The sequence below is a fragment of the Endozoicomonas sp. Z74 genome, from assembly GCF_057680865.1.
Genome location: NZ_JBLYZI010000024.1, coordinates 1 through 23,610 on the forward strand (window position 1 = coordinate 1; position 23,610 = coordinate 23,610).

The following is a 23,610-nucleotide window of genomic DNA, read 5'->3' on the forward strand; positions in this document are numbered from 1 at the left end:
TGATTAGTATGAATCATAAGGGTTACCTTTTTACGATTTAGATTTCAGTGATTTCACCCTCTATCTAAATCGGTAACCCTTCCCTTTTTTGAAGAGGGAATTGTCAGATCAGATCTGAACTAATGCAAGTAATGAGTAGTCCTGAAAAGGAAGTTACACTTCCAAAAAGAAGAGGCCGAAAATCAAAACAAGCGGGACAGTTTCACTGCCCCATCAATTACTCTCGCTTTTCCACAAGCATTCCATACATAATCGCGACCATAATTGAACTCGAACCTTCTTTTTCATCTTTCATTAATTCACTTACTTGGCCATCCAATATAACCAGCAATTCTACCAAAACGCCCTCTAATAGTTCCTCCATACCCCTGCTGGAAGAAGAGTTCTTTTTTGACAAAAATCTAAAAAACTCCTCAACTGCCAATGACATTTTGGCTCTAGCCAAGCTGGCAAAAACATCTTTTAAAACCATCAACAGGCATGATTCACCGGTATCTATATATCGTTCAAACAGAGAAACAAAGATCTGATGATAAATTCTAACTACATCCTCATCCGACAACCCCGTACCATAGAGCATCCAATTAAAGCCGTCAGCATAAAATGCCTGAACTTGCAGGATGTATTTCTGTATTGCAATCACTTTCTGGTCAATATTTTCCTGCATACGAATTCTGTATTTTATAGTAGCCAGGCGAGTTATCATACTTTCACGAGGATCAAGCTGATCAAATACATCACTTTCGGCATCCAAAAGGGGTAATGGATAGTATTTATGCCCCGTTCTATTGCTAGAAAATGGGAGAACAGTCATTTCTTCAAAAGGCATTGAATAACCTCCAACCCCATTCTGAAATAATACCGCTCTATTCCAGACAGATAGAACCCCACCTATTACCTTTTCTCCATCAAATTCACATTTTATACCGAATACTGCCCCCCCTTTTCTTTCACTTCTCAAAGGCTCTAAACTCGCCCCATCTAAAGAGTAATTCGTGCTACTGGTTGAAATAAGGGCCGGTTTAACTGCCTTTTCCCCAGCAGGCAATAAACTGAACAACTTAGGTCGAATGTAATAAACCCAAACCGGTGCGAATGAAAACAGACCTTTGGCTAACTCTTTTTCAATATAAAAAAGCAGTCTAAACCCACTAACCTCTTCAGCTAACCCCTTATTAGAAGGCGTTAAAAAAATGAAAAACAGAAAGAAAGTTATAGCCCACTTTTTCTTAAAACCTCCATCAGTAGGATGGATCCGAAGGATAGACATAACTGGAATCTCCCATATCCGCATTGTCAACAGCCGTTATTCGACCAAGGTCTAATACCCGGCACTGAGAATAAAAGTAGACTGACAACAGGCAAAAACACACGTCTTATGACGCTTACAAGGGGTTTCATTCCCCCAACAATCAGGCACAATAGCGCTGTACAATTTTTATACTGCAGCTTAAATAGATCACAGTCCTACACTGGACGAGAGCCATAACAATAACAATGACAGGGGGTCAAGAATGACCGATATCTCCGTATACCCGGTAAAACCTGAAGCCAAAGAGCAGACCCTGGTGGACAATGATCAATACCAGGAAATGTATCAGCAATCCATTATCAACCCCGAGGGTTTCTGGCGGGAACACGGTCAACGAATAGACTGGTTCACCCCCTTTAACAAAGTCCGCAAGGTTTCCTTTGATGAGCACTTCGTCAGTGTCAACTGGTTTTACGATGGCACCACCAATGCTTCATGGAACTGCCTGGACCGCCACCTTGAAGAACGAGGGGACCAGGTAGCCATTATCTGGGAGCCCGATGAGGAAGGTGAAGCCAGAAAAGTCACTTACAGAGAGCTCCATGAACAGGTCTGCCGGTTTGCCAATGCCCTGAAAAGCCAGGGGGTCCGAAAAGGGGATGTGGTGGCCATCTACATGCCAATGGTGGTTGAAGCCACCGTCGCCATGCTGGCCTGCAGCCGGATTGGAGCCATTCATTCGGTGGTTTTTGGGGGATTTTCTCCAGAAGCCCTGGCCGGTCGCATCATTGATTCCAATGCCAAAATCGTCGTTACTGCCGATGAAGGTGTACGCGGGGGGCGTAAGGTATCCCTCAAAGCCAATGTCGATGAAGCCCTGACCCACCCGGATATCCGCAGCATTGAAAAGGTCATAGTCTATCGTCACACCGGGGCTGATATTGCCTGGCACCACCACCGGGATGTGGGATGGCAGGAGCTGACAGCCCTTTCCTCTCCCCACTGTGAAGCCCGGGAGATGAAGGCGGAAGACCCATTGTTTATTCTTTATACCTCCGGCTCTACCGGAAAACCCAAAGGGGTTCTTCACACCACCGGGGGCTATCTGGTGTATGCCTCAATGACCCATGAATACGTCTTTGACTACAAGCCTGGAGAAGTGTTCTGGTGCAACGCGGATGTGGGCTGGATCACTGGTCATTCTTATGTCACCTATGGCCCACTCCTTAATGGCGCAACCATCGTCATGCATGAAGGATTACCGAACTATCCTGAGACCAACCGCATCAGCAAAATCGTTGACAGGCACAACGTCAATATCCTTTATATTGCCCCAACCGCCATCCGGGCACTGATGGCTGAAGGCGACCGCTCCGTGATAGGAACCAGCCGAAAAAGCCTCCGTCTGCTGGGAACCGTAGGGGAACCCATTAATCCGGAAGCCTGGAGCTGGTACTACAAAACCGTAGGCGAGGAGCGCTGTCCCATTGTTGATACCTGGTGGCAGACAGAGACCGGTGCCGCGATGCTGACCCCGTTGCCCGGAGCCACAGACCTTAAGCCGGGCTCTGCCGCCCGTCCATTCTTTGGAGTACAGCCCGCCCTGGTGGACAACATGGGCCGTCTGATTCATGGCCCGGGAGAAGGCAACCTGGTCATTCTTGACAGCTGGCCCGGTCAGGCCAGAACGGTCTACGGTGATCATGACCGGTTTATCCAGACCTACTTCTCAACCTTCAAGGGGATGTATACCACCGGCGATGGAGCCCGCCGTGATGAAGACGGTTATTACTGGATTACCGGCCGGGTTGATGATGTTATCAATGTCTCCGGGCATCGGATGGGAACCGCAGAGATTGAGTCCGCCATGGTAGCCCATAACCAGGTAGCAGAAGCCGCGGTTGTAGGTTTCCCCCATGAAATCAAGGGTCAGGGGATCTATGTCTACGTCACTCTCAACTCGGGGACCGAAACCAGCGAAGAGCTGAAAAGCAGTCTCAAGCAGTGGGTCAGGAAAGAAATTGGCCCTATCGCTACCCCGGACATCATCCAATGGGCTCCCGGTCTACCAAAAACCCGATCCGGGAAAATCATGCGACGGATACTCCGGAAGATCGCAGCGGGTGAGCATGAAAGTCTGGGGGATACTTCAACTCTTGCTGACCCCGATGTTGTCAGTCAGCTGATAGCGAACCATTCTGTCGCCAGTTAACCTTTCTTCTACTTCTCACTTACACGACCATTCCCGGGCTTTTACAGCGGATCCGGGAATGGTTGAGCCTTTCACCTCAACGGTTTCCCTTGACATTACAACCAGCGTCCCTATAATTCGCCTCTCTTTTGATGCGGGGTGGAGCAGCCTGGTAGCTCGTCGGGCTCATAACCCGAAGGTCGTCGGTTCGAATCCGGCCCCCGCTACCAATTTCTGACAGTTGACGTTTTTTTACTGTCCAGCTTTAGTCGCGGGATGGAGCAGTCTGGTAGCTCGTCGGGCTCATAACCCGAAGGTCGTTGGTTCGAATCCGGCTCCCGCAACCAGTTTTAAGCAGTTGATGCACTTTTCAAAAGATCAGCTGAACAGATTTATCGCGGGATGGAGCAGTCTGGTAGCTCGTCGGGCTCATAACCCGAAGGTCGTTGGTTCGAATCCGGCTCCCGCAACCAGTTTTAAGCAGTTGATGCACTTTTCGAAAGATCAGCTGAACAGATTTATCGCGGGATGGAGCAGTCTGGTAGCTCGTCGGGCTCATAACCCGAAGGTCGTTGGTTCGAATCCGGCTCCCGCAACCAGTTTTAAGCAGTTGATGCACTTTTCAGAAGATCAGCTGAACAGATTTATCGCGGGATGGAGCAGTCTGGTAGCTCGTCGGGCTCATAACCCGAAGGTCGTTGGTTCGAATCCGGCTCCCGCAACCAGTTTAAGCAGTTGATGCACTTTTCAGAAGATCAGCTGAACAGATTTATCGCGGGATGGAGCAGTCTGGTAGCTCGTCGGGCTCATAACCCGAAGGTCGTTGGTTCGAATCCGGCTCCCACAACCAAATTCTTTGCCAGTAGGCCAACACTGAGAGCCAGGTCATTCACTCCTTCCATTGTTTTAAAGAGTGAGGCAATCAGCAAGGCTGTCGGACTGATTCATTCAACGACCAGGTCCGAGTTTTTCTTGTTACCAGTTAACTAAAGGTAGAAAAAAGCTGGTGTCAATTCTTCCTGCCCCCCCCCACCCCAATGATAATGACAGCCAACCAAAAACCGCTCTTGTGGTTGAAGGTGGAGGCATGCGTGGAATTTTCACTGCCGGTGTTCTGGATGCCTTTCAAGACAAGCGGGTTCATCCATTTGATGGCTATTATGGTGTTTCCGCCGGAGCACTGAATCTCAGCTCTTTTATTGCCGGTCAACGGGGTCGCAATCTTGACCTGTATACCAGCCTTTGTCTGTCACCGGAGTTCATCAGTCTGTCACGGCACCTCAAAGGAGGCAGCCTGTTCGACCTGGACTGGTTCTTTCGAAAAATCAACTTACAGCATTCACTGGATCTACGACGCTTCAGAGAAACCCTTAAGCAACGGAGCTTTACCGTTGTAACCAGTTGTATGGACACGGGTCAGCCGATTTATCGACAGATCACCGCTTCAACGTCCAGGGAAGAACTGATGGACACTCTGAAAGCCAGCAGTGCACTGCCCATGATTTACCGAAGACCGGTATCACTGGGTGATCACCGACTGATGGATGGCAGCCTTTCTGACCCCTTGCCTGTTCACAAGGCAGTAGAAGACGGTTACCGGAAAATCGTCCTTTTAAGAACCCGCCCATCCACCCATCGTAAAAAAAACACGGCTGCTGCCCAGGTACAAGCCTGGCAAAACCGGCGCAAGCCAGCCATAGCCCAACTGATTCGGCAACACCATCAGCTTTACAATGCCAGCACGGAATTCATTGAAAGCCTTGAAAAGCAGGGGGTCGAGCTGATTCAAGTGGCTCCGGAAAACACATTAAAAACCACAAGAAGCACCCGAAACCGAAATCTCCTGGTAGCGGATTACCATCAGGGCTACCAACAGGGGTATAACCTGGCAGAACAATTTAACCGCTAGATTGTGCTTTGCTGATAAGCCAGAAAGTAAAAAAGACCGCTCAGCCTGAAGCATTAAAGCCTCTGTAAAACCCGGCATGATAACCTCTTAACAATAACAACCAGAAAGCAATTGATTATCCCCCCTGCCTCACCAGCATCTGCTAGATTAAATCCTCTGTCACCCGGTTTTCCATCACCATAGATTCCGGCGGTTGATGGCGGAGTTGTTCGCTACCCAATGCCTGTTAATAAAGGGGGTCTGTCATGCCCAGAAAGGTTCTTGTCCCCATCGCCGATGGCTGTGAAGAAATTGAAGCGGTTACCATTATTGATACATTGCGCAGAGCCAGCGCAGAGGTCACTGTGGCCAGCTGCCAGGCTAACGGTAACCTGACTGTCACCGCTTCAAGAGGGACTGTAATAACAGCCGACACTCATATAGAAGCCTGTGTCAATCAGCCTTATCACCTGATCGCCCTGCCGGGGGGAATGCCTGGTGCCGAAAACCTGCGGGAGTGCCAGTACCTGACGACGCTACTGCTGGCTCAGAAGGCCAGTCATAAATGGTACGCTGCAATCTGTGCTGCACCCGCTGTGGTTCTGTCCCACCATGGACTTTTGGATAATGTTCACGCCACCTGCTACCCAAGTTTCATGGATCAGCTCGAAGGCGCCCTTCCCCACCCCGGAGACCCAGTTATCGTCGATGAGAAAAACCGGGTGATCACCGCCCAGGGTCCCGGCAATGCCATGGGATTTTCCTTTAAATTAATTAATGCACTCTATGGAAAAGACACTTACCGGCCGATAGCTAAGCAGATGATTGCCGATTGGGCACTCTGAAAACGCTTTCAAGCTTAACCCTCTGGTTCTCATGGAAATTTCACTTGAACTCAACCCTTAAAGAGCGTGTAGAATAGCAATAAGGGTTTTCCGAAATAGGCATGGAGGCCTGGAGCATCAACCTGAGAGGTACAAAAATGGAAAGTTTTCTCCTGATAGCCATAAGCGTATTTGCGCTTTACTACCTGAGCCAGAAACAGGACCGGATGGCGGATGGCATGATTGGCAGAGAGTTTACACGGTTTGAGCGCATTTATCACAATGTCACTTATTCCTGCCAGGATGCCACTGTCGTCAGAAAACAACTGGTCAGCGCCATGCCTTTACCCATGATTCCTTCCACACGGTACGATGCCAAAGCATTATGCCTCACAGAAGAAGGTCACTGGTTCTGGTTCGATGCCAGTATCCGGCGCATGAAACTTCATCGTACCAGCATTACCCCTGTTACGTCTGAAGAAGCTCTGAATGCCCTTAAAGACGACCCGGAAATTGTCCAGAGGTACTTTTCCAATTCCGATCAGCAGTCTGTCTGACTGCTATCCGCTTTCTTACTCTGAAGGACAAAACACTCAGTGAGTTAAAAAGTGGATTAGAAGAACATTTCCTCAAGACGCAAAGAAAGGCCATCCATGGCCACCTCTCCCATCTGCAGTAATCAGCCCTTAAGCACTTCCCTGCGCAGGTCTTTCCGAAGAATCTTGCCCACGGGCGTCATGGGCAGCTCATCGCGGAACTCCACACTTTTGGGAACCTTGTAAGCCGTAAGATACTGGCGAGACCAGCTGATCAACTCCTCTTCGGTCAGACTGTCATCCGCCTTGACAGCGAAAAGTTTGACTTTCTCCCCGGTGTTTTCATCGGGCACACCAATGGCTGCGCAGTTTTCAACCTTGGGATGGCCAGCCACCACATCTTCTATTTCATTGGGATAAACATTAAAACCCGATACCAGAATCATATCTTTAATCCGGTCAACGATCCGGACATAACCATCTTCCTGGATCAGGGCCACATCTCCGGTTTTCAGCCAGCCCTGTTCATCAATCACTTCCGCCGTTGCCTCAGGTCTCTGCCAGTAGCCAGGCATCACCTGGGGGCCTCTGACACAGAGTTCTCCAGCTTCGCCCTGGGGCATCTCGTTGCCCTGCTCATCAACCACTCTGAGCTCTGTGGATGGTATTGGCAGACCCACAGTTCCGGGCTGTGATAAATCTCCTGCAGGATTCATACAGACCGCCGGAGAGCACTCAGTCAGGCCATAAGCCTCAGAAACAACACACCCGGTTTCCTTATGCCACCTTTTTCCTGTTGCCTCCTGCAGGGCAGTCCCCCCGGAAAGCGTCAACTTTAACCCGGAAAGGTCGCACTCCTTAAACCTGGGATGATTCAACAAACTCACAAATAAAGTATTCAGACCAATAAAAGCGGTAAAACGCCAGGGCTTGATGAATTTGATAAAGGTGTTGGTATCCCTTGGGTTGGCAATCAAAACGCTGTGATTCCCCATAAACGGCATACACAACAGATGCACGGTAAAGGCATAAATATGGTAAAGGGGTAGAGGAGCCACAAGGATTTCCCGTCCTGGCTCCAGAACTTTCTGCCCCTGCTCATCTTCCTGGGAGAGCATCGACTTCGACTGAAGCATGTTGGCCACCAGGTTTCGATGGGTAAGAATGGCCCCCTTGGCGACTCCGGTTGTGCCTCCGGTATATTGTAAAACCGCCGGATCGGATAACTTCGCCCCTGGAGGTTGCTGATAAGACTGGCCCCGCCCCTGCTTCAGTGCCGACAGAAAAGGCACCGCTTGAGGAAGCTTGTATTTAGGCACCATTTTCTTCACATGCTTCACCAGAAAATTCACCACCTGGCGCTTCGGTGCAGGCACCATATCCCCCAGGCGGGTCACAATCAAATGCTCAATCCCCGTCTCGGCAACCACCTCCTCAACCAAATGACCAAAGTTCTCCATAAAAACCAGCGCTTTTGCCCCGGAATCTTTGAACTGGTGAAGCATTTCCCTGGCCGTATACAGGGGATTGGTGTTGACGATCACTAACCCCGCCCTCATTGCACCATAGGCAGCGATGGGATACTGCAGAAGATTGGGCATCTGAATAGCGATCCGGTCACCCGGTTGAAGGGTGGTGTAATTTTGCAGATAAGCGGCGAATTGCTGACTGTACTGATCAATATCCGCGAAAGTCATCGTATGACCAATGCCCGTAAAGGCCGGCCGGTCTGAGTGTTCGCCCAGAAAACCATTGACCACTTCAAGAGCATTGGGGAACTGGTCTGGGTTGATCGTGCTATCGACTCCAGCAGGTCTTTTGTCATTCCAGAAAGATGCATCCATAGCAACAGCGTCTCTTTTATTATGATTGTTTTAACAGGACATTTGCCTTTCCAAGGCCATTCTACCCTCTTAATTCCTTGCTCGTCAGCCATAAAATCACTTAATTTACCTTTAATTATCACCCGACATCTGGCAAACGGGGGGCATTTCCCTTAACCTAGGTTTATGGGTGCCCATGTTTAAGGGGATTCATGATCAGCAGCGCCTCAGGGATCGTTCACGGACAGGATGCTTCAACAGGATGTTGGCCTTAATACCCTTTTCAAACCCATTCAAAGCCACCTTGGCCGACTTTTTCCGGGAGGTCGGTGATGACTGAGTTTTATCTGAAGATACTCTCCGGTAACCATATTGGTGCTGAAATTCCCCTGGAGCCCGGACGCTACTCTGTAGGTACAGACGATAACTGTGACCTTGTACTGACTGATGCAAGCCTCCACGATATTGAGCTGATCATCGAGATATCCCCCGATGGCGCTCTGAAGGTTCAAACCAGCACACCGGACACCCCCCTCTATCTTAATGGAATCCCGTCTGGCTCAAGCATTCAGTGCAATCACTTTGACGTCCTTACTTCCAGCGGACTGTTCTTTGCCCTTGGCCCTTCGGATGCCCAGTGGCCCGACTTGCCTCTACCTGAGCTGGTGCGTCCGGAAGGAGGAGAAGAAACCGAAGAGAACGAACCCTCCGATGATGGCGATACTGAACAGAGCGAAGAGGAACTGATTTCCCCGGATTTTGAAAACACACTGTCAGATGAAGAAGACGACGATGAAAGTGAAGAAAATGAGGAGTATGAATACGAGGACGATGATGGTGAAAGCTCACTGTTCGAAAGGCTGAACCCTAAATGGTTACTCGCTATTCCTTTGGGCATTGTCAGTATCATTTTATTGCTACTGCTAATACTTCCCTCTCCCCCCGCTGAACCAGAGCCAGATACACCGGGCACAATTGAACAAGCAGAGCGGGCCCGGAAAGAACTGAAACTCAAAGACATCAAGTTCAAACAGCAGCCGGACCAGAGTTTGCTGATCACCGGGTATACCACCACCATTGAAGAAAAGAGTGAACTGCACAAACTCCTGAGAACCAGAGGCATCCCCTTCAATTCCCAAGTCGTGGCAATGAGTGAAATGCGATCCTATGCAGAAACGCTGCTGAAAAGCCTGGGTTATGAAAAGCTCAGCCTCGAACTGGATAACACTGCGGGATCCCTGGTTTTAACAGGGTATGTCGCCACATCTGAAGAGCTTGAGCGCATTATCGCCGCGTTAAAGCAGGAAATTCACGGCCTTGTTTCTGTGGTTGACCAGGTAGAAAACCAGGTCGGCAGAGTGAATACACTGAAATCCATGATTCGGGAAAAAGGGCTCAGCCCACGGATCCAGGCTATTGTCCGGGCAGACACGGTCACTCTGAAAGGCCATCTCCTGGATGAAGGCCAGGTCTACGACCTGCAGGAACTGGTCAGGCGTTTCAGGAAGCGCTACGCCAATAAACCGGCGGTTATCTTATCAACGAAATACGCAGGCGCTCCAATAGCCAATGAAAATAACCAGATTGTTCTGCCCTCACTGAATATTCGCGGTATCAGTATGGGAAAAGTCCCCTATGTTGTCCTGGTTGATGGTTCCAAATACCTGATCGGAGCAAAACTCTCCAACGGGTATATAATTGAAGATATTAACCTTGAGTATCTTTTATTAACAAACGGAACTGACCGAATCAAATACCGTCTTGGAGGGAACCGTGGCGGACAAGTCCAAAAATGATGACAAGATTCATCTATCCAGTACGGAAGAGCTTCTGATCAAAGACAGTGATGGCAGCTATCGGGATCAACTGCTTCAGGAGCTTTTTTCAGAAGCCGCACGACTGAAGTCACTGAAAGACCAGGGTGCCGCCCCAGAAGACTTCAGTAAAATTGACAGTCTGCTGACCGCGGTCGTAGCCGCCATGGAAGTGGTCGATAAGAGTTGGAAGCAACACCATAAAAACTCGAAAGCCTGAAAAGGAGTTGAGGCATGTCCTATCAAGATACCTACAACCAGCAATTCAACCAGCCCGGTAGCACCAGCTTCAGTTTCGACAAGGTCTCAGAAACCTTCGGGAGCCAGGCTGAAGCCCTGGATGCAGCCCTGAAAAACAAGGTTGCCACCATGGATCCGAACAGTACCAAGGACATGGTGGAATTCCAGGTTGAATTTAACAAATACATGATCGTTGAAGGGCTTCGCTCCAGTATTATCAAATCGATCAAGGACACCATCCAGAGCATCATTCAGAAACTCTGAATAAGATTATGAGCGGAGAGCGTGGACAATGATTAACGACAACCTTCTGAAAACCCTGGCGGATATTGGCTTTATGGCCAGCGGAACCGGACTCCCCAAACACGCATTTGGTATTTTTTCAGGCATTGAGGCGGCCCGTCCTGACAGCCCCCTGAGCACCATCGGGTTTGCCCTTGAATTCATGAACCGTAAGCGTCACCAGGAGGCCATCGATATTCTCCATAAGGAAGGCCTGGCCAGACACCCCGACCACCCTGCTATCAAGGCTTTTATTGGCATGGCGTTAATGTTTGAGGGCAGAAACAAGGAAAGTGAAGACTACCTTTCCCCTCTCACCGATAACGATGACCAGGAAACCGCTCTGATGGCCAGAGAACTTCTGAGCAATATCCACCAAAAATAAACTACCCTCGCTGTTCCCCCCTGAGGGCTTCAGGCAGGGATATTCCCGGTTGGAATTGTTCATTCAACCACTGCTTAAAGATGGCCGTCAGCACCGTAATAAACTGCTCACGACCGTCAGGATCTTCCGACATTCTTATTACCAGACTCATGACCCGATCCACAGGATCACATGGAAAATAATCCTCTTCAATCACTTTCACATTGCCACCATGAACGGTTCGCATCTGGACTGAAGAACAACCCAGCTCCCGGACAAAATAGGGTTCTGAACCCGATAGCAAAGCCCTTGAAACAGCATCCGCCAGCACACCACAGGACTCCTTCCACTCCGGCTCCACCCAGTGCTGCACTTCTTCACCGCCCAAGCAGATCCTTCTGGCCATTCGATTAAAGTACCCTTTCAACCGTTTTTGTGAAAACGATTGAAACCCTTGATAAGTCATCAAAGCACACTTCTGCCAGTGTATTTTTTCAAGATCCAGAAGCGGCAGGTGACCGACCTTCATGCCCTTGCATTGACGCAGCAGCTCCGACCAATCATCTGGGTGCTCACTGACCACCTCAATCACGTTCCGTATTCCCTGCTCCATGAAGGCATCGTATAAAGAAGCAAGAGGGGGCTGAACCGAATCCAGACTGGATCGCTCCCCCACCCTGATAAGATTATTCTGGTGGAGACAACATTGCTCAGGGGTCGAAGACCTTACTTCGCCATCATCGAGAGTGTATGAACAGGCCTTCAGCCAGCAGTAGTGGAAAGATTCCAGACCATGCTTCATCCCCGTCTTTTGAAGACTGCAATCCTCCATTCCCCGGGCAAAAGCGACCAGGGGGTTGGCCAGTTCAGCTTCAAATGCCCGTATCACCAGTGGGCTGAAAGCCACTTCCGCATCAATAAGGTAGGGATGTCCCTGGTTCGACACCAGATTTCGGTGATGTAAGTCTCCCAGGCCCAGCAATATGGCTAAACCCGATAACACACCCAGCTGTTGATAATAGCCAGCTGCCTGTTCTTCACTGAGATCATCATTCCCTTGGGGTGCAACGTATTCACAAAAGCCGTAGTTCCCCTGATCAGCCCCTGGCAATATTCTGTGGGTTTGTACGCCGGGCTTTCCACCCAGCCAGCGGTTAATACTGCCTGCGATATTGTTCTGACTCTCTGAAAAGCCAATGATATGGCAGTCGATTCTCACATCCCGGTTTTTGTAGATCAAATTCTCCCCATTATCGAGCTCAAGCAAAACCACTGAGCCGGGAGAGTGACCATAAGGAAAAGCGACCCTGACAATCTCATTGGCAGGCTGGCTCCAGACGGTTTCAAAGAGGCCATTAACGGCGTCACGGTCATGGTAAAAACGCCGGAACAGCCGCCGGCTATCCCTGAGCGTTCTCACAATGATGCGACGGTTCAGTCGGTACCATTGAGGGTAAGCAGCTGCCAGGTATTCCACCCCTCCCTTGCTGACAATATGATCCAGCACATCCGCATACCCACTGACACCCAACTCATTACTGATCCATCCGATCGCCTGGAGCAGCTGCTCGTCCAAGTGAGATACCAGATGACTCACCAGACCAGCACGCAACCATACATTTTCGGACTGCCCATGCATCGGAGCACAAAGATGGTCAAACCAGGCTAAAATCGGCTCAACCAGCTTGAAGCGGTGAGGTTCAGTACAATGAATCTGACTGAGCAGCTCCCGTGGCAGTTTGCCTTGATCCGACAAGACGAGCCCTCTCTGGGAAATCAGAGGAGGCCCTTGAGGTTTACCCGCCTCCAGCAACTGATACTTACACATCCAGAGAAGGGTAAAAACCAATCTGCTTGACTCACCTCCCCCATGAGAATATTGATTTTTTAACTCTCCCAGTGAACAACCTGAAAGACAAGCATTCGCCAGCTGATTAACCTGTTCAGGTTGCAGCAATCCCTCAAGTTCGGAGTAAAAAAAGCCTGGCTCGGAATTCAACAGCCTGCGAACGCCTCGATCCGTGGTAATGAACATCATCTCATCACTGACTTGCTCGCTGGGGTAATGGGCAAACACCTGCTGGTAGGGTAACCCCACAGGACGACCGCTGGCGCAGGACAGCTGTTCCGCTTCTTTATTCAGCCGACTTCCAAGCTCATGGTAGCTTTCTACCACCTGCTCCCAGCAGAAGTTCTGCAGCACCCGCTCCCGCCCCTGTTCGGCTACTTGCCGTAACAAGGTGTCATCGGTTAACAACTGGTGAACCACCTCAGCACACTGACTCAAATTCACCGCTGTTCCCTGGGCCTGAATCAAATGAGCCTGGCTACCAACCAGGGCTCCAGCGGGGCGGCTCAAACCATCATGGTCAGCGGAAAGCGTATGAATCAGAAAACCGCTATGACCGTCCTGAACCAGCTCTGAGTATCCGTTCCAGTCAGAGAGGACCACCGGCGCACCGTGAAGCATGGCTTCCAGCGGGGCAAGGCCAAAGCTTTCCTGAATGTTCTCCGCCAGAGAGATAAAAATATCGCAGGCTGCATACAACCAACGCTTGCGCTCATCATCAATGGACAGCTCAAAACGGATACTGTTTTCAAGGTTCAGCGCATAAGCCTGCTTTAACAGAGACTGAACACTCTCATGGGAGGCATCCCCTGCCCCGGCAATGACCAGCAGGACATCGCTGTGTCCATGTTGCTCAACCAGGTCATTCAGCACCAATAGCAATGGATGGAGATCCATTTTGTCCCCAGGAGAGATTCTTCCCAGAGTCAATATGACGGTTCCGTCAACTCGATAACCCAGCTGCTCACGGGCTTCGGACTGCGTTCCCTGATAGGCATCATCCGGTTCAACAGCCAGCGGCAACAACTCAACCTCGCCCTTATAGGGAATGGCAACAGCGATATGATCTGAAATACTGGCACTGGCTGCTGCCAGAAGTCGCTTCATCACCCTTTTCTGGGCCTGACTGCTGCACAGAATGGCATCACAACTTTTTAACGGAGACAACAACAGGTCCCTGGAACGGGAAAGGTGACTGTCTGTACTCAGGGTGTGCGCCCTGCCTGTCAATGGAAAGGGTTCACGGCTGTAAGCGTCTCGCAGGGAAGCCAGGTGACCAATATAGGGGTCCCCCTGATGAAACACCTCGTACCGGGTACTGGAAAAATAGCGGTAAAGTTCATGGGCCGGGAGGAAATGAATCTTTTTGTCGCTGCCATAGCGCCGGATAAAGTCTGACCAACTTGCCTTCACAGCATCCAGAGCGGCTTTCTCACAGAAAATATGGAGTTCCCTGAATCGGCTATAGCGAATCACCGCTCTCAGAAAATCATCATTAGCGCGCCGAAGGCCGTTATATCCGATCAGCTCAGAAGCCCTGTAAAGGCAACCAAAAACGGAACCGCGAACGCCTGGTTGTTGTGCCGGTGAACCACCGGGCTTTTTTTTCATTAGAGACATACCCTGTATATCGAACTTTCTGCTCGATCTGTTAGGGCATCATCATGAAGGAAGAAGGCGGAGACATATTATTCTGGTGGGCCCACTTTAAGAAAAGTTCAAAGTTATTGACCAACGTGGCAATGGAGGTCTCAATACTGTCCACATTCAATCCCTGCATAGGGCGGCAGAGATAGATCGCCAGCACACTTTGTTCGGGCTCAATACAAAGGGACACCCTTTCACTCATTAACAGGGCAAGGTTTTTCTGGAGCAGACCTTTAAGCAAGTCTTCCCGCTGACGGGCATCCTCGGGAAGCTCGGCAATGACACCATAAACATAAAATTTGCCATTAGCCTGGAAACAGGCCACTTCCATCTGACTGTCCACGGTCAGGTAAAAGCGGTTACTCCTGAATTCAAGTTCACCCATCTGCTTTTGGGCAGCAAAGGTCTTCATCAGGGCTTCAAGGCTCATGGCATCCGTGCTCCATCAGGAAAAAAGAACAGGGGAGGGTATCCTGCCCCACCCCTCTTTCAGTTCAGTGTAGCTACTCTCCGGCCAGAGGACGGGTGGTGGCCACAGAAGCATTAACGACAGAAAGCCGTCTGAACACAAGAATAGTGATAATGAAAGCCACCACTGCCGCCACAAATCCAGCCATAACGGAATGGCTGACACCCATCACCAGATAACCCACCATGGCTACCAACGCAATGCTGAGGGCATAAGGCAACTGGGTATTAACATGATCCATATGATGGCAGGAAGCACCCGTAGACGAGAGAATCGTAGTGTCAGAAATCGGTGAGCAATGATCACCAAACACCGCCCCAGCCAGAACGGCTGCCAACATAGGCAGCATCATGGAGATTTCAGCAGCGGCAGCCATATCACCGGCAATCGGCAACATAATCCCGAAGGTTCCCCAGCTGGTACCCGTAGCAAACGCCATTATGCCCGATACAACAAACAGAATCAGAGGCAGAAAGCTGGGAGAAATACTGTCACCCACCAGCCCTGCCAGATATTTGCCAGTTTCCAGCTCACCGATAATCCCGGTCAGCATCCAGGCCAGCACCAGAATATAAATAGCAGGCATCATTGAGCGCCCACCTTCAACAAACGCTTTCTTCCAGACGGCACCAGTAATACGCCTGGAAATCAACCTGCCAGCAGTAAACACCAGTCCAATTAACCCGCCCGTGATCAGGGATAACGTCACATCGGTGTTTTCAAAGGCGCCCAGAATAGAGAAAGGCAAATCCTCTCCCGCAAGGGCCTGCTGTCCAGTCCAGATCATGGCCGCCAGGGTGGCCAACACCAGCATAACAATGGGCGAAACCAGGTCAGACACTTGACCATTAGGATCCTCCTCCAGGCTGGGAGCACCGGGAGGGTTGCCCTTGTTGTGATCAAACAGCACCCCGGCCATGGCATTATTCTCATGGGTCTTCATTGGACCCACATTTAAATCCATTGAGGCTGTACACAAGACCAGTGCCAGTGCAAATACCGCATATAGGTTCATGGGCACCATGGACAGGAACGAAGATATCGGGCTGCCGCCATCCAGACCGTGACTGGCCATGATCGTGCCAATCAGGGCAATAATATAAGCCCCCCAGCTGGAAATAGGGGTAATCACACAAATGGGAGCTGCGGTTGAATCGATCAGGTAGGCCAGCTTGGCCCGGGAAACACGGTGGCGATCGGTCAGGGGACGGCTGATACTGCCCACGGCAAGGCTGTTAAAGTAGTCATCGATGAAAATGATCACCCCTAGAACAACCGTTAATAACTGGGACCCCTGGCGGCTCTTGACTCTTTTCCGGGCCCACTCCCCAAAGGCCTTTGCCCCCCCGGAAATACTGATCAGGCTGGTCAGGATACCCAGAACCACCAGAAACAGCAGAATATAAATATTGCTCAGATTGAGGCCTTCATCCCAGAACACCCCCACCAATGCCTGGGCAACATAAGACAGGGTTGCCAGAGGATTAAAGCCGGTCAGCAGCATGCTGCCCGTTAGAATACCCGCCCCCAGGGACCAGAGAACCTTGCGGGTCACTACCGCAAGGACAATGGCAACCGCTGGCGCCAGCAATGATAACGACGAATCACTGAAACTCGAAAATTCCATAAAACTGATCTCGCTTATGGGTTATTCATCACCATGAGAATCAGCGGACCCCCTCAGGATGAATAAGCCTTTTGTATTTGGATCAGGAGGCAGGTGTACATGGAGGAGACCTGTGCTGGAATCAGCACAAAGTTGCACTCTGGTACCCGTTAGCTCTCCACAGTAAAAACTGCGACAGTGATACACCTGTTCGATGCACCACCAGCAAGATCAATTGACCGTTGAACCTTGCTTCGGCGCCATTCCCTTTCAACTGGACTGCGGTGTCACCCTGTTCCAGCTTACTGATCAACGGCGCGCCTCTAACTTGGGAAGAGGATCACAGAGGGTAACCCGGTCATTCCTGACCAATGAGTCACCCCTGAAGTGATGTATTATGCACCACAACGACTCATATCAAAATGATATTAGCTCATCAGTTTATCTGATAGGCTTATCACTCCCACTCAATGGTCGCCGGTGGCTTGCTGGAAACATCATAGGTCACCCTGGACACTTGCTCAATTTCATTGATGATCCGGTTTGACACTTTCTCCAGCAATTCATAAGGCAAATGCGCCCAGCGGGCGGTCATGAAATCAATGGTTTCCACCGCTCTGAGAGCAATAACGTATTCATAGCGGCGCCCATCGCCGACCACTCCAACCGACTTGACCGGCAGGAAGACCGCAAATGCCTGGCTGGTTTTGTGGTACCAGTCCGCATTATGCAGTTCCTCGATAAAGATGGCATCGGCCTTTCGGAGAATGTCTGCGTAGGTTTTCTGAACCTCACCCAGAATCCTGACACCAAGACCCGGCCCGGGGAATGGGTGACGGTAAACCATGTCATAGGGCAGACCCAGCTCAAGACCAATCTTGCGGACCTCATCCTTGAACAGTTCCCTGAGGGGCTCCACCAGTTCCATCTTCATGTCTTCCGGCAGACCACCCACATTGTGATGAGACTTGATCACATGGGCTTTACCGGTCTTGGCACCAGCGGATTCAATGACATCCGGGTAAATGGTACCCTGGGCCAGGAAAGCGATGTCATTCAATTCACTGGCGTGCTGATCAAACACCTCAATAAAGGTATTGCCGATGATTTTCCGTTTCTCTTCCGGGTCCTGAACCCCTTTCAAACGCCCCAGGAACAGCTCTTCTGCATCCGCACGGATCACCCGCACGCCCATATTCTGGGCAAACATGGACATCACCTGATCCCCTTCATTCAGGCGAAGCAGACCATTATCCACAAAGACACAGACCAGCTGATCACCAATGGCCTTATGCAAAAGAGCCGCCACCACACTGGAGTCCACGCCGCCAGACAGACCCAGCAGAACCTGCTGATCACCTACCTGCTCACGGACCCGGACAATCGCATCTTCAATAATCTGCCCGGGGGTCCAGAGCTTCTGGCAACCGGCAATATCCATCACAAAGCGCTCCAGAATCCGCAACCCTTGCTTGGTGTGGGTGACTTCCGGATGGAACTGTACGCCATAAAACCGCTTTTCTTCACAGGCCATCGCCGCGATCGGACAGGAATCCGTGGACGCAGCAATAACAAAACCTTCAGGAATGGCTGAAACTTTATCGCCATGACTCATCCAGACATCCAGACTCAGTCGTCCCCCTTCGCCGACATGGTCTTCAATCCCTTCAAAGAGACGAACCTTCTCTTCCAGGTCCACCTGGGCATAACCAAATTCGCGCAGGTTGGATGTGCTCACCTTGCCACCCATTTGCTCCGCCATGGTCTGCATGCCATAGCAGATGCCAAGCACCGGTACACCCAGCTCAAACACCACACTGGAGGCTCTTGGGGAGTCATCACCGGTCACCGACTCCGGGCCACCGGACAAAATCACCGCCCTGGGCTGGAAGAAACGGATCGCTTCATCATCCATATCATAGGGATGAAGTTCACAGTAAACCCCGATCTCACGGACACGACGAGCAATAAGCTGGGTGTATTGAGAGCCAAAATCAAGAATCAGTATGCGCTCTGCGTGAATATCCTGGGACATGATTGTTCTCTGAGTCATCTAATGCCATGAATGGAACCGCCATGAGCGGGAAAAACCGCTCACCCGAACCATGAATAATGATCAGCCGGGTCAGGAAACCTGCCCGGCTGCTTTTAATGCCTGAACCTGAATACCCGTCAGCCAACCCGGTAATTGGGTGCTTCCTTGGTAATGGTGACATCATGAACGTGGGATTCGGCCATGCCGGCATTGGTCACCTTAACGAACTCCGGACGGGTTCTCATGGTGTCCATATCCCCAGAGCCGGTGTAGCCCATGGCCGCTCTCAAGCCGCCCACCATCTGATGGATAATGGCATGAAGAGGGCCTTTATAGGGAACACGGCCTTCAATGCCTTCCGGCACCAGTTTTTCGGCACCCTCATCGGCGTTCTGGAAATAGCGGTCACTGGAGCCGGAAGCCTGAGACATGGCCCCAAGAGAGCCCATGCCCCGATAGGCTTTGTAGCTCCGCCCCTGATAAAGCTCAACCTCGCCTGGCGCTTCTTCAGTACCGGCCAGCATACTTCCCAGCATGACGGTATTGGCTCCAGCCACAATCGCCTTGGCCAGGTCACCGGAAAAACGGATACCACCATCAGCAATCACAGGAACACCGGTTCCTTTCAGTGCTTCCACGACATTGGCTACGGCACTGATCTGCGGCACGCCAATCCCGGTCACAATCCGGGTGGTACAGATAGAACCGGGACCAATGCCCACCTTAACCCCGTCAGCACCCGCTTCAACCAACGCCTTACCCGCTGCAGCCGTAGCAATATTGCCACCGATAACCTGAACCTGGGGATAATTTTCCTTCACCCACTTCACCCGATCAATCACCCCTCTGGAGTGACCGTGAGCGGTGTCCACAATAATCACGTCAACACCAGCAGTCACCAGCGCAGCCACCCGGTCAGGCGTTTCCGGCCCGGTACCAACCGCCGCACCAACGCGGAGCTGACCGTGGCTGTCCTTGGAGGCATTGGGATATTCCTGGGCTTTCTTGATGTCCTTGACGGTCATCATGCCCACCAGATTGAAGTGGTCATCCACCACCAGCACTTTTTCAATCCGATGCTTGTGCAACAGCTTCCGGACGGTTTCCTGATCGGTACCTTCCTTGACGGTCACCAGGCCGTCTTTGGGGGTCATGATCTCGGAAACGGTTTTATCAAGATTGGAGACAAACCGGACATCCCGGCTGGTGACAATGCCCACCAGGTCATCACCGGAGAGCACTGGCACTCCGGAAATGCGGTGCCGGGCAGTCAATTCCAGCAGATCACGGACAGAAGCGCTGGCATCAATGGTAATGGGGTCTTTAACCACACCACTTTCATGCTTCTTGACCTTACGAACTTCATTGGCCTGCTGCTCAGGCGTCATGTTCTTGTGAATAATACCGATGCCGCCTTCCTGGGCCATGGCAATGGCCAGATTCGCTTCGGTCACGGTATCCATGGCCGCAGAGATGAGGGGGATATTCAGCTCTATGTCGCGAGTCAGTCGGGTTTTCAGGGAGACGTCTTTGGGGAGAACTTCGGAGTAGCCGGGGAGGAGGAGTACATCATCAAAAGTGAGCGCATCTTGTGCAATTCTCAGCATTGCCTGTTACCAAGATTAAAGGGATTACGGGGAAAAAATTCGGACAAGTATACCCTATTCAGGGCAGATAACTAAACCACTTCCACGCTTTTTTGTCAGCCCTGGCAGGCAACCCCTTGCAACCCACTTATTTCAACAGAGCCAGACCAGAAATGTCGCTTCACATCCTGACCAGATCAGGCAGAATAGAACCCGGCTCCCTGAACACAAGACCCCGGCATGCATACCACCCGATTCGCAAACAACAACCTTCCTGAAGCGCCATCCCCCCTCTCCGTCAGTGAACTGAACGGCAAAGCACGCCGCCTGCTGGAAATGAGTTTCAATAACGTCCGCGTTGAAGGTGAGCTGTCCGGCCTCGCCCGCCCCAGCTCGGGGCACTGGTATTTTACCCTGAAGGACAGCCGCTCCCAGGTTCGCTGCGCCATGTTCAGAAACCGGAACCAGGCACTGAAATTCATTCCCGCTGAAGGCATGCAGTTGCTGGTCAGGGGGCGGGTCAGCCTGTATGAAGGCAGAGGAGACTACCAGCTGATCGTTGATCACATGGAAGACGCCGGTGCGGGAGCCCTTCAGAAAGCGTTTGAGAAACTGAAACTGAAGTTGGCGGAAGAAGGGCTTTTTGACATCGAAAGAAAACGCCCTCTTCCGGAACACCCAAAACATATCGGGGTGATCACCTCCCCCACAGGTGCAGCCATCCGGGACATACTGACCGTTCTTAAACGTCGTTTCCCTTCTATACCGGTTACCGTCATCCCCAGCTCAGTCCAGGGCGACCAGGCAAAACATGAACTGGTGAAGGCATTGCAGATCGCCCGCCAGAGCGGACGCTTTGATGTCATCATTATCGGGCGGGGCGGCGGCTCACTGGAGGATCTCTGGCCATTCAACGAAGAAATGGTAGCCCGGGCGATTGCAGACTGCCCGTGTCCGGTGGTCAGCGCCGTTGGTCATGAGATTGATTTTACCATCTCCGATTTTGTCGCCGACTACCGGGCCCCCACCCCATCAGCCGCCGCAGAAGTACTGAGCCCTGATCGCCTGGCTCTGCTGGATCAGCTCAACCTGCTGGAAAGAAAGCTGACGACCATGACCCGCCATCACCTTCAGCTGGCCCGCCAGAAACTCACTGGCGTCAGCAGCCGACTTCGCCACCCGGGTGAGCGACTGAGAGAAAACAGCCAAAGGCTGGATGACCTGGAGATCCGGCTGAAACAGGCCATGATTCTAAAGCTGGAGCGAGCACAGTCACGGCTCAACAATAGCCGGGAACAAGTGCTTCATAACAACCCATCCCAAAAACTCAATGAGCTCAGCCTTCGGTACCAGCACCTGAAACAGAAACTCAGTCAATCCATCCTCAACAGTATCGGGAACCGCAGGCTTCACCTGAAAAGCCTGTCGGGGCAATTAAACGCCGTCAGCCCCCTGGCGACACTTTCACGGGGCTACAGCATTGCAAGGAAAGGAGAAGAGGTCATTCAGGACAGCCATCAGCTGAAAAAAGGGGATGAAATCACGACCCGGTTCCACCAGGGGGAGGCTCTGTGTGAGGTAAAAAAACTGGTTCACTCATAACAACAGTTTCAATCTCATTGAAAGGAGGCAGAAAAGCCTCCCGCTATGCCCTTCATTTCAACCCCTTCAGCAACCATCTCCCCAGAAAATCCCTGCAGGCCATACTCTTCCGCTGGTCACCATCAGCCTGCCCCAGGCTCTCAACCGGCTCCCACCCCCTTTCTATAAGCACTTCTTTCCTCTGCGTTTGATCTGCTTCGCTCAAGGCAATCAGAAACTTCGGCGTGATTGTTTTCACAGCTTTTATTATTAAGCCATCTTGTTCCAATTCGACCACACTCTCACCAACCATCATCGACGGCGGAAAACCTGGCAGCCTGTGCTTCCACAACCAGTCAACGGTATCCTGCACGGTTTCCGCTTTACTTAATTCAGCCGCAGCGTCAGGGGTTAGATATCGCTCATATTTAGAACTGGAAAGCTTATCAAACAACATCACTTTTCTTTCTGCGGGATTCTCAAACTGAAGGTTATACCGCTGAATTTCAGGCCCCAGATTCACATACAAGCGAGCCAGCTCTTCAAAGCCCTTAACGCCTTTGGATTTCTTCAGCAACAAGCTGGCCATTTTCCCCTGTATGGCATAAGCAACATCACTGGAATCATCAGGGTCACCACTGGGCTCAAGCCCCATAGTCTGAAACCCTGCAACCACCTCAGGAAGAATCTCCTTCGTGTCTGGCACTGCCGCCAAGTCACCCATCATTGCCAAATGACAAGCCCGATGCCAAATTGCATCCAATACAGCACCACTCAGCCCACCTCGCTCATGAGCGAGGGACAATAACTCAACGGCATTTTCAATAACCTTTTCTTGAGGATCAGCTCCTAAAAAAATGGTCATCAGATCAACAAAGCATTCTGCTTTAGCCTGATCGGTAAAATTGCCTGATGAAGCATCCAAACCACATAAAGCGGCGGACAATTCAACCCCTTGCTCCATAAACGGAAGGCCACTTTCAGCTCTCTCCTTCGCCAAAGATGCTACAAAATCAACCTGATATCTTTCATCAAATGTTTGCAGCCATGCCACCAGCACTACTCTCAGCTGATCATCATCAAGATTCCACAATTGATTGAAAAGACTGGTCGGCATACTGCTAATATCAGGCAGCCGGTTCTGAAGAGATAACTTAGACAAAGCTTCGCCAGCACACTGTAACAACTCCTGCTGGACAAGCATCGCGCCCTTGTAAGGAGGATTGGCCTGCAAAATATGGCAAACTCGTTCAAATGTTACTGCAGGGTTTTGATCATTGGCGACAACCTGTGTCAGCAGGTCAACCAGGGGTTTCACTTCCTTATCATTCGATTTAATAAGCTTGCCAATGCCGACATTGGCTGGAGGGGGAGGATCAGACACCTTTACTTTACAATCACGGAGGGACTTTGCATCCTTTCGCAAAGAGTCACCAGAAGGAATGTACTTCTCTCCCGGCGGGTTATTCTTTTTATCCACGGGGTCACCCGTTAACCCCCGGGTAACATGATTAGTGCTTCCTGCTGATTGAATACCTGCCATCCCTAGCTCCCTGCCTGGTGTTTATTGACAGTTTAGTTGCAAACTCAAGCCACAGAACGACAAAAACCTCAAAAGGCACA

The 23,610-nt window shown here is 50.9% G+C and carries 17 protein-coding genes, 6 tRNA genes and 1 riboswitch; of the genes, 15 read left to right on the forward strand and 8 right to left on the reverse strand.

Annotated features, from left to right (window positions below):
- Positions 1-217: 217 nt before the first annotated feature.
- Complete coding sequence (locus ACNRUY_RS09110) at positions 218-1,270, reverse strand: hypothetical protein (protein ID WP_488111346.1); 1,053 nt, start codon at positions 1,268-1,270, stop codon at positions 218-220.
- A 244-nt stretch (positions 1,271-1,514) separates the two neighbouring features.
- On the opposite strand from ACNRUY_RS09110, the gene acs reads away from it, so the two are divergent.
- From acs to ACNRUY_RS09160, 10 genes are all read left to right on the forward strand, one after another.
- Entirely contained in the window at positions 1,515-3,464 is a 1,950-nt protein-coding gene (acs, locus tag ACNRUY_RS09115; RefSeq protein ID WP_488111347.1) for an acetate--CoA ligase, read from the forward strand.
- A gap of 132 nt (positions 3,465-3,596) precedes the next feature.
- Positions 3,597-3,673, forward strand: a tRNA-Met gene (locus tag ACNRUY_RS09120).
- Between the two features lie 40 nt (positions 3,674-3,713).
- Positions 3,714-3,790: transfer RNA gene (locus ACNRUY_RS09125), tRNA-Met, on the forward strand.
- A 49-nt stretch (positions 3,791-3,839) separates the two neighbouring features.
- Positions 3,840-3,916, forward strand: a tRNA-Met gene (locus ACNRUY_RS09130).
- Positions 3,917-3,965: 49 nt separating this feature from the next.
- Positions 3,966-4,042: transfer RNA gene (locus ACNRUY_RS09135), tRNA-Met, on the forward strand.
- Between the two features lie 49 nt (positions 4,043-4,091).
- Positions 4,092-4,168: transfer RNA gene (locus tag ACNRUY_RS09140), tRNA-Met, on the forward strand.
- Positions 4,169-4,216: 48 nt separating this feature from the next.
- A tRNA-Met gene (locus ACNRUY_RS09145) sits at positions 4,217-4,293 on the forward strand.
- 156 nt (positions 4,294-4,449) lie between these two features.
- Positions 4,450-5,352 carry a patatin-like phospholipase family protein gene (locus ACNRUY_RS09150; RefSeq protein ID WP_488111348.1) on the forward strand — a complete coding sequence of 301 codons (903 nt, stop codon included), beginning with the start codon at positions 4,450-4,452 and terminating at the stop codon, positions 5,350-5,352.
- A 245-nt stretch (positions 5,353-5,597) separates the two neighbouring features.
- On the forward strand, positions 5,598-6,176 hold the full coding sequence (locus ACNRUY_RS09155; protein ID WP_488111349.1) for a DJ-1 family glyoxalase III: 579 nt from the start codon (positions 5,598-5,600) through the stop codon (positions 6,174-6,176).
- Positions 6,177-6,313: 137 nt separating this feature from the next.
- Positions 6,314-6,712 (forward strand): hypothetical protein, encoded by a 399-nt coding sequence (locus ACNRUY_RS09160; protein ID WP_488111350.1) that lies wholly within the window; start codon positions 6,314-6,316, stop codon positions 6,710-6,712.
- A 122-nt stretch (positions 6,713-6,834) separates the two neighbouring features.
- Here ACNRUY_RS09160 and ACNRUY_RS09165 read toward each other — a convergent pair whose 3' ends face one another.
- Positions 6,835-8,535: an AMP-binding protein gene (locus tag ACNRUY_RS09165; RefSeq protein ID WP_488111351.1), complete on the reverse strand. Its 1,701-nt coding sequence runs from the start codon at positions 8,533-8,535 to the stop codon at positions 6,835-6,837.
- Between the two features lie 311 nt (positions 8,536-8,846).
- Between ACNRUY_RS09165 and sctD the strand changes: the two genes are divergently transcribed.
- Genes sctD through ACNRUY_RS09185 form a run of 4 tightly spaced genes read left to right on the forward strand, consistent with a single transcriptional unit; the run spans position 8,847 to position 11,235 of the window.
- On the forward strand, positions 8,847-10,310 hold the full coding sequence (gene sctD / locus ACNRUY_RS09170; RefSeq protein ID WP_488111352.1) for a type III secretion system inner membrane ring subunit SctD: 1,464 nt from the start codon (positions 8,847-8,849) through the stop codon (positions 10,308-10,310).
- Entirely contained in the window at positions 10,288-10,548 is a 261-nt protein-coding gene (locus ACNRUY_RS09175; RefSeq protein ID WP_488111353.1) for a hypothetical protein, read from the forward strand. Before sctD ends, ACNRUY_RS09175 begins: the two co-directional genes overlap by 23 nt.
- Positions 10,549-10,562: 14 nt before the next feature.
- Positions 10,563-10,832, forward strand: a complete 270-nt coding sequence (locus tag ACNRUY_RS09180) for an EscF/YscF/HrpA family type III secretion system needle major subunit (RefSeq protein ID WP_488111354.1) — start codon at positions 10,563-10,565, stop codon at positions 10,830-10,832.
- A 28-nt stretch (positions 10,833-10,860) separates the two neighbouring features.
- Positions 10,861-11,235 carry a tetratricopeptide repeat protein gene (locus tag ACNRUY_RS09185; protein ID WP_488111355.1) on the forward strand — a complete coding sequence of 125 codons (375 nt, stop codon included), beginning with the start codon at positions 10,861-10,863 and terminating at the stop codon, positions 11,233-11,235.
- A 1-nt stretch (position 11,236) separates the two neighbouring features.
- Here ACNRUY_RS09185 and ACNRUY_RS09190 read toward each other — a convergent pair whose 3' ends face one another.
- The 5 genes from ACNRUY_RS09190 to guaB form a co-directional block, all read right to left on the reverse strand.
- Positions 11,237-14,674, reverse strand: a complete 3,438-nt coding sequence (locus ACNRUY_RS09190; RefSeq protein ID WP_488111356.1) for a DUF4135 domain-containing protein — start codon at positions 14,672-14,674, stop codon at positions 11,237-11,239.
- A 40-nt stretch (positions 14,675-14,714) separates the two neighbouring features.
- Positions 14,715-15,140, reverse strand: a complete 426-nt coding sequence (locus ACNRUY_RS09195; protein ID WP_488111357.1) for a CesT family type III secretion system chaperone — start codon at positions 15,138-15,140, stop codon at positions 14,715-14,717.
- A 73-nt stretch (positions 15,141-15,213) separates the two neighbouring features.
- Complete coding sequence (locus tag ACNRUY_RS09200) at positions 15,214-16,806, reverse strand: Na+/H+ antiporter NhaC family protein (RefSeq protein WP_488111358.1); 1,593 nt, start codon at positions 16,804-16,806, stop codon at positions 15,214-15,216.
- Positions 16,807-16,948: 142 nt separating this feature from the next.
- Positions 16,949-17,119: riboswitch (Lysine riboswitch) on the reverse strand.
- A 123-nt stretch (positions 17,120-17,242) separates the two neighbouring features.
- The gene (gene guaA / locus ACNRUY_RS09205) at positions 17,243-18,820 is read right to left on the reverse strand and encodes a glutamine-hydrolyzing GMP synthase (protein WP_488111359.1); all 1,578 of its coding nucleotides are present in this window, start codon (positions 18,818-18,820) and stop codon (positions 17,243-17,245) included.
- 137 nt (positions 18,821-18,957) lie between these two features.
- Positions 18,958-20,427, reverse strand: a complete 1,470-nt coding sequence (guaB, locus tag ACNRUY_RS09210; protein ID WP_488111360.1) for an IMP dehydrogenase — start codon at positions 20,425-20,427, stop codon at positions 18,958-18,960.
- Between the two features lie 219 nt (positions 20,428-20,646).
- Here guaB and xseA point away from each other — a divergent pair, with 219 nt between their 5' ends.
- On the forward strand, positions 20,647-22,008 hold the full coding sequence (gene xseA / locus ACNRUY_RS09215) for an exodeoxyribonuclease VII large subunit (protein ID WP_488111361.1): 1,362 nt from the start codon (positions 20,647-20,649) through the stop codon (positions 22,006-22,008).
- A 52-nt stretch (positions 22,009-22,060) separates the two neighbouring features.
- Here the strand turns inward: xseA and ACNRUY_RS09220 are convergent, their stop codons facing one another.
- Entirely contained in the window at positions 22,061-23,530 is a 1,470-nt protein-coding gene (locus ACNRUY_RS09220) for a hypothetical protein (RefSeq protein WP_488111362.1), read from the reverse strand.
- Positions 23,531-23,610 lie beyond the last annotated feature (80 nt).